Genomic DNA, 13,586 nt, shown 5'->3' on the forward strand with positions numbered 1-13,586 from the left:
GGCCTGCGGGGTGAAAAGTTACTCTTCGTAGCCGAGGCTGAATTGCAGTTGATTGACCTTCTTCTGCAACGCCTTCAGCTCTTCCTGCTTGGCCGCCAGGGTTGCGGGCGTTGATTTGGTCACGGGCGCCGCTTGCGAAGCCTTGAGCTGCTGCTCGAGGCCGGCAATCTGCTTCTGCACCGAGCTTTCATTGGCATGCCGGGCCTTGAGCGAGCTCAGCAGTTGCCCCAGCGACTGATTCAGCGTTGCCTGGGCTTTCTGCTGGCTGGCCAGGTCGGTCTTGGTGCTGAGCTGCTGGGCCTGGATGTTCTCGTACACCTGACGGAACATCGCGTTTTGTTGACGGGACTCGCTCAGGGCCAGTTCCTTCTGCTTGACCTGATCGCTGTAACCACCGGAGTAGTCGCAGTTCATCTTGGTCAGCATGCTGCTGTCGCGATTGGTCGCATCGCATTCGCCCGGCTTGGTCGCGCAACCGCTCAAGGCCAGGACGGCGGTGAGGACCGCCAGTTGTCGTAACGTCATGTGCTTAGCCCAGGGTGATCGCGGAGCGTTGGCTGTACAGACCGTCGACTTCCTTCTGCAGGGCGGCGACTTTCTGGTTCAGTTTCATGATGTTCATGTCCACCTGCTTGATCTCCGCACCGGTGGCGCCTTGTGCACGCTCGGCGTCTGCCACTTTGGTGTACTCGGTGACTTTGGTGCGCATGTTGCCGAGGTCTTTGCGCAGGCGCGCGATGTTCGAATCAATCTCGGCGATTTGCACCTGGGCCTTGGCCTTGTCGACTTTCTTGTTGGCGATGTCCTTTTTGATCTGGGCGATCTGCGCCTGATCGTCATTGATCACTTGCTGAGCGGTCGCGGTACGGGCGATCACGTTCTGCGTGTCTTGTTCGACGTCGCTGTTCATTTTAGCCAGGCGGGTGGTGGTGTCGGCGTATTCGCTGCGACGCTGATCCAGATAGTAGTTCGCGCCCATGGCCACACCACACGCGGTAATACCGGCGGCGACGGCACACACCGCTTTGTTGTTGCTGTTGGACAGTGCGCACGCGAGGATGCCGACACCGGCGCCCATGGCACAGGCCTGGTAGCCGGACTTGCTGAAGAACTCTGCGTCCTGGCCCTGGGTCAGGCGCGGGTCGGCCCCGCCGCTTTCGCCGAGCATGGAGCTACCGGTGTTGGCGCAACCGGTCAGCAGCAGGCTGCCGGCAACAACGAAAGCGATCTGTAGCTTGAAGCGAGTCCAAAGGCTGCGCGACATGGTGAAACTCCTAGGTGACGGTGTTGACGCGTTTTTATTGAGGTGAGTTATTGAGTGACGGCTTTGCAGCTGCTCAGCCAGGCTTCAGTGTCGATCTTCTGCTTTTGCAGGAACGCTTTCTGATTGGCCCAGTGGGTGCGCAAGTAAGGTTTCAGGTCTTGCAGCTGTTTGTTGCGGGTGATGATTTCTTCCATCACCGGCACCTGAGTTTCAAGCAGTGGCTGGCCGTACAAGGTTGCCGATTCCACCAGGCTGCTGGCGTAGTAACGGCTGAGTTTGTGCAGGCGATCCTTTTGCTCGTCGAGCTTGGTTTTACGCATGTCGCAGCTCGCGTCCTTGTCCGCGCTTTCGCAGTTGAGCTTGTAGTTCTTTTGCAGGAAGTCCACGTACTGGCCGTCGTCGAGCATCTTGGTGCACAAGAATGCGCCCAGATTGAGGCTGGCGCGAATCGCCTGGTCGCGGGTTTCTTCCTGCTGCTGGTTGCTGGCGCGCAACTGGTTCTCCAGGGCCTGGAGTTTTTCCTTGAGCGCTTTGTCTTCGACGCCCGAAGCGAGGCTGTTCAGGGATTGCACCGTGCCTTTATCGGCGGATTCGGTTTCCTTGCTGCCGGTGCCGAGTTTCTTCCAGCTGGATTCGATGCTGGCGACCCGTTCGCGAGAGGTCAGGGTCGGTGAGACCATGACCAGGCGCAGGCCCGTGGTTTTGTTCTTCACCTGGCCGTCGGCGTTGTAATACGGCGCTTCCTTGCGCAATGCCGTGCGCAGGTCGGCCTGAGCGGTCAGGTAGTTGCCGCCGCGCACCACATAGCCGCCGGCCTGACCGTGCTGGCGGTCGAGCTTGTTCAGGCGAAACGGCTCGAACATCATTTCGTCGACGTTGCCGAGCATGTCATGCAGGCCCAGCGGATTGGGCTTTTGCAGACCGGACAACTGCACTTTGCCGTTGGAGGATTGCGCCCCGGCGAACCACTCGTAGGCATTGATGCCGTCCGGCATCGGGTAATGCGTATCGCGGAATTCAGCGGCGCTGACTTCCAGCCCTCCGCGTGCGGCGAACTCCCACTCGACTTCAGTCGGCAAGCGCAGGAAGCCCTGCGCGCCGTCTTCCTTGGGCAACTTGTCGGCCGCGTTTTTGCGCAGCCACAGGTTGTACTTGTCGGCGGCTTCGATGGCTTGCACCCAGCTCACGGCCGTTTGCGGCACGCGCAGTTTGGTGGCAGCGGTGGGGCAGGTGGCTTCGGTCAGCGCGGCGTATTGCAGCTGACTCATCTCGTACTTGGCCATCAGGTAATAGCGGGATTTGTCGTTCTTGCCGCCCGTGAAGCTACCGGCGATGAACGTCGGCCGGGTCTGCTCGACGTAGCCGTATTCCGCGCCGTCCTGACCGATGTTGATCGGATAGTCGTCGAGCGGCCCGGCCACCGGGATGAACACCTTGCGAAACACCATCGAGCCTTCGCAGGGCATCGGCAGCACCACGTCTGCGGCGTCCGGCATCGGGTTGTAATACTTCTCTTCCCAGCCCGCCGCCGAGGCGTCGAGCAAATAGCCGAGGCTCAGGGGCAACAGCAAGCCAAAACGTTTATAGCTCACGCAGACTCTCCGCAGGTTGGATGTTGATGGCTCGCAGGGCGCCGACCACGGCCACCAATGCGGCGACCAGAAAGGTCAGGAGCAGGGCGGCAACGCCATGCCAGACGGTGATGTGGCAAACGAAGGTGCCGGTGGCCTGGCTGCTGCCCAGCAAGTAGTCGAACAAATGGCTGCCGACAGCATAAAACCCCAGCCCGCCGATGTAACCGGCCAGGCTCAGTATCAGCGCTTGCAAGACCACAAAACCACCGACGGCCCGACGCTTGAATCCCAGCAGGCGCAGGACCGCCAGGCTTTTACGCTTGCGGTCGATGTTGGCCAGGAACGCGCCGACCATCGACGCCACGCAACCGATCAGCGCCGCCACGGCAATCACGCCGAAGATCAGTCCCAGCACATGGTTGATGGCTTTGACGTTGTCGATGTCGGCCAGCCGGCTCGACGTTTCGATGTGTTGTTCGTTGAGCCAGTGCTCCAGCGGTGCGACCTGATCGATGTTGCGTGCATACACGCGGGCGCGGGCGTACAGCGGTTGCAGATTGCCCAGCGGCTTGCCGGTGGCGACGCCGAACGCACTGACCTGATAACCGTCGCGAAAGTGCTCCAGGTCCAGCAGCAGCGGCGGGGCGACAAACCCGGCCGCACGCCCGAACCGGGCGCCGTCGAGCACCGCCAGCACGGTCAGCGTCATCTCGCCGCGTTCATTGACCCCTTCCAGGCGCCGCAACGCCCGCAGTTGCACGCTGTCGCCAACCTTGGCCTGCAAACGTTGCGCGGCGCTGGCGCTGAGGATCACTTGATTGCCGACGGGGGTAAGCGACGGCAGGTTCAGCTGTGGATCGCCAGGTTCCGTGGCGATGATTTCCGCACCTTCGACAAACCGTTGCATGCCGATCAGCAGGTCTGCCTGGGTATTGAGCGAGCGGGTCTGGCCGAGGGCAAAACCGGTTTCGGGGCGCAGGCGCAAACGCTCGATCCAGGCCGTGTCGTAGTTGCCGTTGCTGAGCATCTTCACTTCAAGGTTGCGCGGGTCACGCAGCAGTTCGTCCTGCAACTGGCTGACCACCCCGTGCTTGAGCCCGAACAGCAGCAACAGCGGCGCTATCACCGCCACCAGGGACGCGGCGATGCACAGCGAGACCTTGCGGTCGTGCCAGAGGTCTTGCAGCGCCAGTGAGCCCAGCAGGCGCAAGCGATCAATCCATCGGTTCAAACAGTGTTTCTCCCTGATGGCTGATAGCGCCGAGTCGCGGCAAGCCGAAATCCTTCAGCAAGGCCCAGTCATGGGACACCACGAGCGCACTTAACCCCATGCTCGACACCAGGCTCAGCAGCAACTCGAACAAACGCCGGGCGCTGTGCGGATCGAGCGCGGCGGTCGGTTCGTCGGCCAACAGCAGCAGCGGTTCATGGGCAATCGCCCGAACGCAGGCCACGCGCTGGCGCTCGCCGATCGACAAGGCCTGCGGTTGTTTATCCAGCAACCCTTGCAGGCGCAACACGTCGACGGCGTGGTCGATGTGTTCGCTGTTCGCCGACATCCCGAGCAAACGGCGCGGCAGGCTGATGTTGTCGCGCACGCTCAGGAACGGCAGCAAGCCGCCGCTCTGCAAAATGAAGCCCAAGTGCCGTGAACGCACCGCTGCGAGCGCCGGCTGGTCGTCGGTCGCCAGCAGGTGGGCGATATCCTGAGCGTGCGTCGGGCCCAACCGAAAGCGCTCGAGCTCCACCGGCGCGAGCAACAGGCCGATGGCTTCGAGCAAGGTGCTTTTGCCGCTACCGCTCTCGCCGGTGATGGCGAGGATTTCCCCGGCACCGATCTGCAAATGCGGCAGGCGTACATGATGAGCCAGCGCGCCCTCACCACGGCGCACCAGCAGGTTCTTGATATCGAGCATCAGCGTCTCGTTAAGGCATCATTTCCAGTGGCACGGGGTAAACGTTGTCCCGCGCATCGCTGTCTTTGGCTAAAGCAACCCAGCGGTCGACGTCAGCGTTGTAACGCTGGTAATGCCGCAGTTTGGTGTTCAGCGTGCGGATGAATTTCTCTTGCGCCAGACCGTCCCAGCTCTTCCAGGTCTCTTCATCCAGGTTCAGCACTTCGCTCTGGTAGGGCAGGTCTTCGAGGTACTCGCCGAGCACGCCCATGTCCGCCAGTTTGGCGTTGCTGTTCTGCTTGAGCTGATTGGGATCGGCGCCCATGGTCGCCGCCACGGAACGCAGGCGATCGAACATTTCCGTTGGCGAAATCAAACCTTCGTTGGCGGCATCGAGGATCTGCTTCATCACGTCGCTCAAGTCGCTGAGCTGCGACTTCGTCAGCAGTACCCGCACATCGGTCGTCGGGATGTTCTGCTTGATCAGGTCGCGGTCGGTGATCCACGCCTTGAACACCGGCGGGGCCTTGCTGTTGGTCTTCTCGCCGAGATAGGCCAGTTGCATGGCGTGGCCGATCAGCGCCGCGTCCTCGAGCATTTTCTTCTCGGCCGGGTCCTGCTTGGCGTTCGCCGCACTGCCGATGGCGTCTTCACCCATGTAGGCGGCTTTCACCTGGGTGGTGATCGCGGCGGCCAGTGCGTCGACCTTGCGCCCGAACTCATGCACATCGCCCGCGTCCACCGGGTAGTACAACGAGGTGTTGGTGCCCGGGTAAGTCGACAGGTTCTTGTATTGCGCCTCAGCCTTGGCGTGGTCCTTGGCCCCGGCCGGGGTTTTCAAGTGCAGGGTGTAAATCGCCACGCCGGGGTTGGCGGCCTCGATACGCACCTGTGCAGCGCTCAACCCGGTCTTCGACAGCTTGTCGTCGCCTTCGATGGCGCCGGCATCGGTGATCAGCACCACATAGCGCGCGCCGAACTGGCTCCAGTCGACCTTGTCGATACTCTCCATGACACCGGCAAACGAGTCTTCGTCGAAGCTACTGCTCGACACGGTGGCCTGTTTGAGGTCGGCGATCTTGGCAAAAAAGTCGGCGCTGTCTTTCACCTTGGTCGGGTCGGCGTACATCTTGGTGGTGTATTCCAGCCCCGGTACCGCCTGGGTGTTGGAGCGGAAAGCGACCATGCCGAACTTGACCTGCTTGCCGAGGTTCTGCGCTTCGATCTGCTGATAAACCTTGCGGATCGCCTCGCGGGTGCGGTCGATGTACGGGTCCATCGAAATCGTCGAGTCGATGACAAACACCACGGCCGCACTGAACTCCTTCAGTTGGTTGGTGTTTTTGTCCTCGGCTTCCTTGCCGCCGGCAGCGCTGTTGGCAGCACCGGGCTTGGCGTTCTTGTCATCCGGTTTGCTGACCGACGCGACGTTCAGCAGGCGCGTGCGGAAACCGCTTTCGGTCATCACTTCTTCGCCGCTGAGCACCGGCAGCAGGTAGAACTGCTTTTGCAGGTCGACGAAGAATTCAGGCTCTTCCGCCAGCACGCCTGGCGCCTGCTGACCCTTTTTCAGCTTGGCCCGCAGCGGTGCAACTTTGCTCACCGGGTCCGGCGCATCGAGGATGGCTTCGACGGTGGCGCGGTCCTTGAAAAACAGCAGCCGGTCGCGATTGGCCGGGTTGGTGAAGGCCAGTGTCAGCTGCATCTTCCAGTCGGTGGTGCAGCCGGCCGGCAACCAGCCAATGGTTTTGCCATAACTGTCGGGGCCGACTTTCAGCCACTCGGCGTTGTTCGCTTGGGCGCGCTCGTACACGTAAAAGCGGCTGAACACCGGCTGTTCGTCACCGGCGGCACCGCCTGCCGTCGGGCTGATCTTGCAGCCGGGTGTGGTCAGCACGCGCTGGAACAGGGTCTTTTTACCGGCCTGGATCAGTGGTTTGTCATCGGCCTGGGACAGCGGGCTGATGCACAGCGCCAACAGGGCGGCGCCGCTCAACAGGAATCGACTCAGGGGAGAGCGCATCACTTCTGCAACTCCTCGAAACGCTGCTTGGCTTCGGCGTTGTTCGGGTCCTGGGTCAGGATCGTTTCATACCAGTAGGCGGCGGTGGCGTTGTCCGCGGTCGGGAAACACTCGCTGGCCTTCAGGTATTTAGGGTCGTATTCACGGGCATAAGCGTTGGCGATCAGCGCGTCACCGGCCTGGGCACGGTTGGCGTACAGCCGTTGGGCGACACCGCAGTGTTTGCCGGCCTTGGCCTGGTTGATGATCTCCAGCAACTTGGCACTGTCGGGCGCCGCCTTGATGCAGGTCTGGACGAAGGTCAATTCAGGCAGGCTGTTCATGCTCTCCACGGTACAGGCTTGAGCATCAGCGCCGGCCGGTGCGGCGGCAGGGTTGGCGGCCACCGGGGCAGGCGCCGGGGTGCGTTTGTAGAACCAGAATCCGCCACCCGCGGCCAGCAGCAACAGCACGACAACCAACAGGCCGATCAGGCCTTTGTTGCTTTTCTTCACCGGCGGGGGAGGTGGTGCGTAGTCGGGCTCGTGGGGCACTGACTCCAGCTCCACTTCGGGCTCGGCGGTGGACAGGACCAGTTCCGGCAGCTCCGGGATTTCCAGGATTTCCGGTGCTGGTGCCGGTGCACTCGGCGCCGTCAGTTCGGCGCCGCCATACGTCGAGCGCGTCTGGCCGCCGGCCGTGGACGGCAACACGCCAACGCCTGGACGAACCACGCCTTTGTCGGTGTGGCCGTGGCTCTGCTCGCGCAGTTCGATCTGGAATTGCGAGTTGGCGCCACCTTCCAGCAGCGGGTCGACCACGTCCGGGCCGACCTGCGCTTCCAGGCCATCGCCGCTGTCCGTGACGTTGAAGCGCGAGACCTTGAACCAGAATGGATTGTTGCTCCAGGCCTTGTGGTCCTGGAGGTAAAAACCGTCCTGGTTACGCTGAATGGAAAACTCCAGCTGTTCCTCGCCACCCTGCCATTTCTTCACAGTCAGGCGGGCCTTGCCAGGCACATTGGGCTCTAACGCGAGCAGGTCGACACGAATTGGCATTACTTATCTCGCTGCGAAGGCTGTGAGCACTTTGCCCAGCCGTTCGTTCTGTTCAGGGGTGATTTCACGTCCGGCACCATGGCCGGCATTGTCCTGCGTGATGTAGGCCAGGCCCGAGAGCCAGTCGCCGAGGTAGCGCTGCGCCTGGTTCGCCGGTTGTGCCGGCAGCACGGGCACTTGTCCCGGGCCAACGTCGGTGTAGAACGAGAACAGCGGCGCCTTGGCCCCGGCGCGGCTGTTCGGACGCTCGCTCACCGGCTTCTGCAGGTAGCCGAACCAGGACACGAAATCGCGCAGCACACGTTGCACTTCGAATACCTGGCGTTCGACCAGTTGATCGCGTCGCGCGCCACTTTGTGCACGCTTGAGGACGGCGCGACTCAGTTGCCCCGGCAAGTCCTGGCGATAGCCGGCGGTGATCAGTTCGTCGACCACCGCTTCGAGCAAGGCCTTTTCCAGGCCGAGCAGATTGAGCAGGCTTTGGCGGGTGGTCAGCTCGCGCAGGTGCGCGATCCAGGCCTTGAACGCCGCTTTGGCGAATCGGTGCTCGTTGCTTTGCAGCTCGGGCGCGGGGGTACCGTTTTTGCTGCTGACCGGTGCGTCAAGGCTCGTGTCGTCACCGAAATCGAAATCGAAACCGGCGTCGTTGCCGTACAGGCTCTGGCTCGGCGTCGGGGCGGCCGGCTCGTCGTTCGCGGCTGGCTCGTCATCGGTTTCATACACGCCGCTGAGGTACAGGTCGCGCACTTCTTCGCTCGGCATGTCGAGTTGATCGATCAGCTCGCCGAGCACGGCCGGGCGCCGACCCAGACCAGTCAGAATCATCTGCGCCTGGGCTTTCTTCGCGGCGGCGGCACCATCGCCATCGGCGTGGTACCAGGTGCTCAAGCCGTGAGTGGTCAGGCCTTCGAGGCATTCGCTCAATTGTTCGCGGATGCGCTGCAATTTGAATTCGATGTTGGCCACGCCGGTGAAGCTGCTGCTGAAGTGACTGATACCACCGTCATCGTTGCGCAGCATTTCCGCCCAGGCATTGACCGGATTTTTGATGTGTTTGCACACCAGGGCGTTGCTGGCGAAGCTGCTGCCCAGTGCGTCAACACGCTCCTGATAGATGGCATTGAGGCCGGTTTCCGCACCGCTCGCGTCTTGCTCGATGAACGCCGCGTCCATGCGCGGTTTGCGCACCAGGAAGGTGTTCTGGAACGGCGTGCCGGCCCAGTCGCTCATCCAGCTCAGGCTGCCGAAGCGCTCCAGCATGGTCAGCTTGACCATGCCGTTCCAGCTCTCGTCGTACTGATCTGGCGTCAGGCTCAGGGAGTTGGTGATGCGCAGGTCGAGCATGGTCAGCGCCCAGATCAGACCGGTGTCGCGTTTGCTGCGAGCGGCGGAGTCGGCGCCCTGGGTTTTTTCGATCCAGCGGGTCAGCACCGGGCCCACGTCGTTGACGTCGCTCTGCTTGGTCGAACCGGTGCAGACCACTAGCGCGTTCATTTCCTGGTTGTCGGTGTAGCGCTCGAACAGGTAGGCGACCTTGCCCCGCAGGATCAGCTGCGAAACGGAGTTGTCCTTGGTGGCGGATTGCGGATCGTTGGAGTCGGCGATCTCGTGCAGTTTCTTGCGCCCGCGATAACCGGGGAAATCCAGCAGGTCGACTTGATTGACGATGTCATCCAGCGGCGCTTCGATCAGGCGGAAGGTCATTTCGGCCGTCAGTGCCGCCAGTTGCGCGACCGGGATGCCCTGACTGTTTTGCAGGCGACCGCCAATCAGGGGGCGAACCTCGATCGGCAAGTCCCGTGGGCTCCCGAAGCGTTCGAGGATGTCGACGTTCATGATGCTGTCGCGCTGGCTGTAGGTGTCGTTTTCGAAACTCACCAACGCTTTCAGCGGTGCGAACACGGTTTCGGGCAGGCCCAGCGCGTGCAGCGCACCGGCCAGTTGCTGGTACACCCGCGTCAGCTCGCTTTGCTCACCCCACAGAATCGAAAACAGCTCGGCCCGTTCCTGGAAATTCAGGCGTGGCGCCAACTGCAACGCTTTGGGCCAGTACAGGTGCTCAAGTTTTTTCACCGAGTTGCGGAAGTTGTCGCGCAGGTAATCCCACAGCGACACCAGATCGTCGGCGTTGACGCCCGTTTGCAGCGGCCCGGTTTCGCGGCCTTCGAACGGTTTGAGCACGCGCTGGATGCGCTCTTCGTCGATCTCGTAGGAAATGCGCTCAAGGTCGAAATCCTTGAACCAGGAGTTGGCGAGAATCTTCGCCAGCTCGATTTCCTTGAACAGCGTGAGCTGTACCGGAAAGTCATTGTCCTGGCTTTCCGTCGCCCGACGGCTGAAGCGTGTCACCAGACCGGTGGCTTCCTTGCCGCCACCGACCGGGTTGATGTGCTTGATGAAGTCCAGGCGCTGGCCACCGAAATCGGTTTCCAGTTTGCCATTCTGACCTGCCGCGAGAGCCGAAATCAGGTAGGACTTGCCGGCCTGGGACAAGCCGAAAAAGCCAATGGTCATCGGCGTGCAGGCCACGCGGCCGAGGCTGTGAGCCAGGTTGCGGGCACGGTGCAGGCGGATGTTCAGGTTATCGGCTTCGCTGTCCAGGCGCGGCGCGTTGCCGCGCGTCTGGGCAATCCAGTCCAGCGCCTGACCGGCGCCTTCATAAACAGCGGCCCAACTGGCAGAGAGCTGAGTTTGATCGGGGGTCAGGTCATTCATTTGCGTTTCACACTTCCACTGTCGAGCCAGTACTTGGTCTCGCTCAGGCCGGCGTCGAGCATGGTGTTGAGTTCCAGCTCGAGGTCGCTGCGCGGGTTGAAGTTGACGTTGTTACAGTTGGATTCGATGTTGCGAACCGAGAGGCGGTCGCTGACCAGATCCTGCTTGCGGGTGTACTTGTCCGCTGGCTTGACCTCGAACCGTACCTTGAGCAACGGCGCACTGCCGTTTTCACCGATCGCCCGGGAAAACTTCTCCCGACCGGCCTTGGTGAACCGCAAGGTGTACAGCGGCGAGGCGGCCCAGCGGTCAGCGGCCAGTTGGCGGAAACCGAGGCGCAGATCGCCGCGCATTTCCAGTTGTGGCGTGTCGGCGGCTTCGCCTGTGCCGATTTCCGGCAGCTTGATTTTGTAGTCTTCGGACTGGATGTCGCGGTACAGCACGTCGGCATCCTTGATCACGTTGTTCAGGTCGATGACGCCGATGTGCTTGACCGTCGAATACGGTTTGAGCGCCGAAGAGCGGAAGTAGAAGTTCGGCACGCTGTGGTTGGCGCACAACAGGCACAACATCGCGCCCACCGAAGCGGTGCTTTTCGGGTCGTCAATGCGGCCGTTCTTGTGGAACGGGTACCAGCCGCCGGTGCGATAGTTTTGCAGCGCCAGAATGCGCCCGGGTGGCAGCGGCAGCACCTTGCGAATGAACGCCTGGATGCCGGGCAGACGCGAAGGGCGGCCAGTCAGCAGCAGAACATCGCACGGATAGTGCGCGACCACTTCACAGAGTGCGCCGAGGATCTTGGTGATGTTGATCTGATCGTTGAGAAACGCGGCGTGGAGCTTTTGCAGGTCGAAGCCGATCAGCGATTCGTACAGGTCGAAACCGCTCTGGCCCCCGACATCGCGGCGCACGGCGGCGTTGACGTAGTCGAGCACGGTCTGGCTGATCGCGTTGTCACCGAGCAATTGGCGATAGCTTTGCGGGGTGACTTCTTGAGGGACCTGCGGATCGTAGTGCTCGTACGCCTTGAGCAGCGCCAGGCCCAGTGGGACGAACACCTGCAGGTTCAATTGCTGGCGCAGGATCATGTCCTGAGCGCTGACCGACTCGTCGCCACACAGACGCGACATCAGTGAATCCGGGGCTTTCACGCCCGCGTTCTGCAAGGCTTTTTCGAAGCTCGGCAGAATGAAGTCTTGAATCACGTCCAGCAGGATGTCGTCACCGGCCACTTTGAAGCCATCGCGAAAACGCTGCTCGGGCACGATGTGCACGTTGCTGCCGCTGCCGGTGTTGCCGGCGCGGTCGAGGCGGTAGTCGGTGATCACCAGGTCGGTGGTGCCGCCGCCGATGTCGATGGTCGCCAGGGTGATGCGTTCGCGGTCGGTTTTGTCGGGCCGGGCGATGGTGTCGAAAAACTCTTCCGGGTGACCGGCGAAGTTTTCGTTGACCTCGGTGTACAGGTACACCAACTGTCCGCAGGAGGCTTCGTCCCATTCCACGCGAATGCTCGGGATCGGCGTGCGCGGGCTGACAGCCTGATCCAGATGCGGGTCTTCCTCGCCGGCATGCCAGCCGAGGCTTTTCCACACCAGGCCGATGGCTTGCAGCATGCGTTCGTTGAGGATGCTGCGCTCGGCCTGGGGCATGCCCGGCGGCACGGTCAGGGTGATGCTGTTGAGCTGGCGCGGCACGCGGGTGTGACCCTGGCGCGAGCGCTGGGCCGGGCTGTTGATTTGCGACAGCGCCTGGGCCAGCACTTCGGCGAGCATGAAGGTCATCAGCGAGCTGCGCGAATAACGCGGCATGAACACTGGCAGACGATCATCTTCTTCAAGGCTGTACAGCGCCTCGCCGGTTTCGTTGATCAAGTGCGAGAACGGCGCGGCGGTGGCGTACGGCTCGCTGTCGGTCTTGATGTACGAGCAGTTGAAACGCCAGCCGTGGCCGTAGGCATTTTCGTCCCACAGGTAGCGTTTCGGGCTGGACAGGCCGGTAGAGCCTTCGGTGCCGCGACGACGGCTGGCCAGACGGCTGGCCTCATTGCCGACGCGGGCAATCGTCGCCCACTGGAACGCATCGTGCCGGCCGCTCTTGACCGAGCAGTGGTCCTTGCCGAAGTACGCCTGAGCGAATTCCACGCGGCTTTCGAACGGTAGGTTGTAGGTGTGTTCCGGGGTGATCAGGTCGCGCAGTTCCAGCACGTAGTTCTGCTTCAGCCCGGAGCCGGCCTGACCGTGGTTCTCGATCAGGATGCCGCAGGTGCGCGAGTTGCCGACGTCCAGCACCAGGTCCACCGGAATCGGTTTGACCAGGCCATTGCTGTCGTTGGCGACCACTTTCAGCTCGGGGATTTCAACTTTCGCACGGGCCGTCGATTGCTGGGCGGCGGACGGTGCGCCCAACAGGCTGAGCAAATTGAGGTAGTGCGCCAGGTGATAGTTGGCGCGGATATCGGTGTCCAGCTCCGCGCGCGAACGGTGGGCATTGCCTTCGTTGAAGACTTCCAGCAGCCACTCGTTGACCCACGGCTGCGCCAGGAACCAGCGGGTTTCGCTGGCCTTGGTTGCCAGTTTGAAGGACACACCGGAGCTGATGTCCTCTTCATTTGGCGCCAGGTAAGCGGTGCCGTCACGCTTGGGCATGACGCGGCTGTCGAACGCCATCGTCAGACGGTGGGTGTTGCCGTCAATGTCGGGTGTCGCCAGTTTCACCAGGCGCATGCGCGACCAGTTGGTCGGACCTTCATCGAAGCGATGAGGCGGCATGAAACGGAAAAACGGAGTCGGCAGCCAGACACCGTCGAGCAATTCGAGGCTGCTTTTCATGTCGACGCTGAACGCAGGCTTGGCTTTCTCGATCTTTTCCGGTTCGGGCTCGTAGAAAAAGAAGTCTTTCTCTTCGTTGTACGCCAGGCGGCAGATCAACCCGCTGATCATCGGCGCGAATTCGCCCGCCGGTTCCTTGCGGGGATCCAGGCGCAGGGCGAAATCCATGAACTGGATGCCGGTGTCGCTGACCAGCGTGACGGTGTCTTCGAATTGGGTGACTTCAGGCAACATGTCGGGTTATTCCGTT

The 13,586-nt window shown here is 61.8% G+C and carries 9 protein-coding genes; all 9 read right to left on the reverse strand.

Going from position 1 to position 13,586, the window contains the following annotated elements; genetic code table 11:
- Positions 1 to 18 precede the first annotated feature (18 nt).
- From D882_RS0128540 to D882_RS0128580, 9 genes are read right to left on the reverse strand one after another with little or no spacing between them, the layout of a single operon-like run.
- Positions 19 to 525, reverse strand: a complete 507-nt coding sequence (locus D882_RS0128540; protein ID WP_027926377.1) for a hypothetical protein — start codon at positions 523 to 525, stop codon at positions 19 to 21.
- A gap of 4 nt (positions 526 to 529) precedes the next feature.
- Positions 530 to 1,264 (reverse strand): hypothetical protein, encoded by a 735-nt coding sequence (locus tag D882_RS0128545; protein WP_027926378.1) that lies wholly within the window; start codon positions 1,262 to 1,264, stop codon positions 530 to 532.
- A 47-nt stretch (positions 1,265 to 1,311) separates the two neighbouring features.
- Complete coding sequence (locus D882_RS0128550; protein ID WP_027926379.1) at positions 1,312 to 2,856, reverse strand: SUMF1/EgtB/PvdO family nonheme iron enzyme; 1,545 nt, start codon at positions 2,854 to 2,856, stop codon at positions 1,312 to 1,314.
- A complete protein-coding gene (locus D882_RS0128555; protein ID WP_027926380.1) occupies positions 2,846 to 4,069 on the reverse strand; it encodes an ABC transporter permease in 1,224 nt (407 codons plus the stop codon). The genes D882_RS0128550 and D882_RS0128555 overlap by 11 nt, the downstream gene beginning before the upstream one ends.
- On the reverse strand, positions 4,053 to 4,754 hold the full coding sequence (locus tag D882_RS0128560) for an ABC transporter ATP-binding protein (protein WP_027926381.1): 702 nt from the start codon (positions 4,752 to 4,754) through the stop codon (positions 4,053 to 4,055). The genes D882_RS0128555 and D882_RS0128560 overlap by 17 nt, the downstream gene beginning before the upstream one ends.
- A 10-nt stretch (positions 4,755 to 4,764) precedes the next feature.
- On the reverse strand, positions 4,765 to 6,756 hold the full coding sequence (locus D882_RS0128565; RefSeq protein WP_027926382.1) for a vWA domain-containing protein: 1,992 nt from the start codon (positions 6,754 to 6,756) through the stop codon (positions 4,765 to 4,767).
- Entirely contained in the window at positions 6,756 to 7,793 is a 1,038-nt protein-coding gene (locus tag D882_RS0128570; protein ID WP_027926383.1) for a hypothetical protein, read from the reverse strand. The genes D882_RS0128565 and D882_RS0128570 overlap by 1 nt, the downstream gene beginning before the upstream one ends.
- A 3-nt stretch (positions 7,794 to 7,796) precedes the next feature.
- Complete coding sequence (locus tag D882_RS0128575; protein ID WP_027926384.1) at positions 7,797 to 10,508, reverse strand: putative virulence factor; 2,712 nt, start codon at positions 10,506 to 10,508, stop codon at positions 7,797 to 7,799.
- On the reverse strand, positions 10,505 to 13,570 hold the full coding sequence (locus tag D882_RS0128580) for a virulence factor SrfB (protein WP_027926385.1): 3,066 nt from the start codon (positions 13,568 to 13,570) through the stop codon (positions 10,505 to 10,507). Before D882_RS0128580 ends, D882_RS0128575 begins: the two co-directional genes overlap by 4 nt.
- Between the last annotated feature and the right edge of the window lie 16 nt (positions 13,571 to 13,586).

The organism is Pseudomonas sp. URMO17WK12:I12 (assembly GCF_000514395.1).
Classification (GTDB): domain Bacteria; phylum Pseudomonadota; class Gammaproteobacteria; order Pseudomonadales; family Pseudomonadaceae; genus Aquipseudomonas; species Aquipseudomonas mucoides.

Coding starts and splice junctions, on each gene's coding strand:
- D882_RS0128570 (WP_027926383.1), bottom strand. CDS start 7,793: ATGCCAATTCGTGTCGACCTGCTCGCGTTAGAGCCCAATGTGCCTGGC.
- D882_RS0128560 (WP_027926381.1), bottom strand. CDS start 4,754: ATGCTCGATATCAAGAACCTGCTGGTGCGCCGTGGTGAGGGCGCGCTG.
- D882_RS0128545 (WP_027926378.1), bottom strand. CDS start 1,264: ATGTCGCGCAGCCTTTGGACTCGCTTCAAGCTACAGATCGCTTTCGTT.
- D882_RS0128565 (WP_027926382.1), bottom strand. CDS start 6,756: ATGCGCTCTCCCCTGAGTCGATTCCTGTTGAGCGGCGCCGCCCTGTTG.
- D882_RS0128540 (WP_027926377.1), bottom strand. CDS start 525: ATGACGTTACGACAACTGGCGGTCCTCACCGCCGTCCTGGCCTTGAGC.
- D882_RS0128575 (WP_027926384.1), bottom strand. CDS start 10,508: ATGAATGACCTGACCCCCGATCAAACTCAGCTCTCTGCCAGTTGGGCC.
- D882_RS0128580 (WP_027926385.1), bottom strand. CDS start 13,570: ATGTTGCCTGAAGTCACCCAATTCGAAGACACCGTCACGCTGGTCAGC.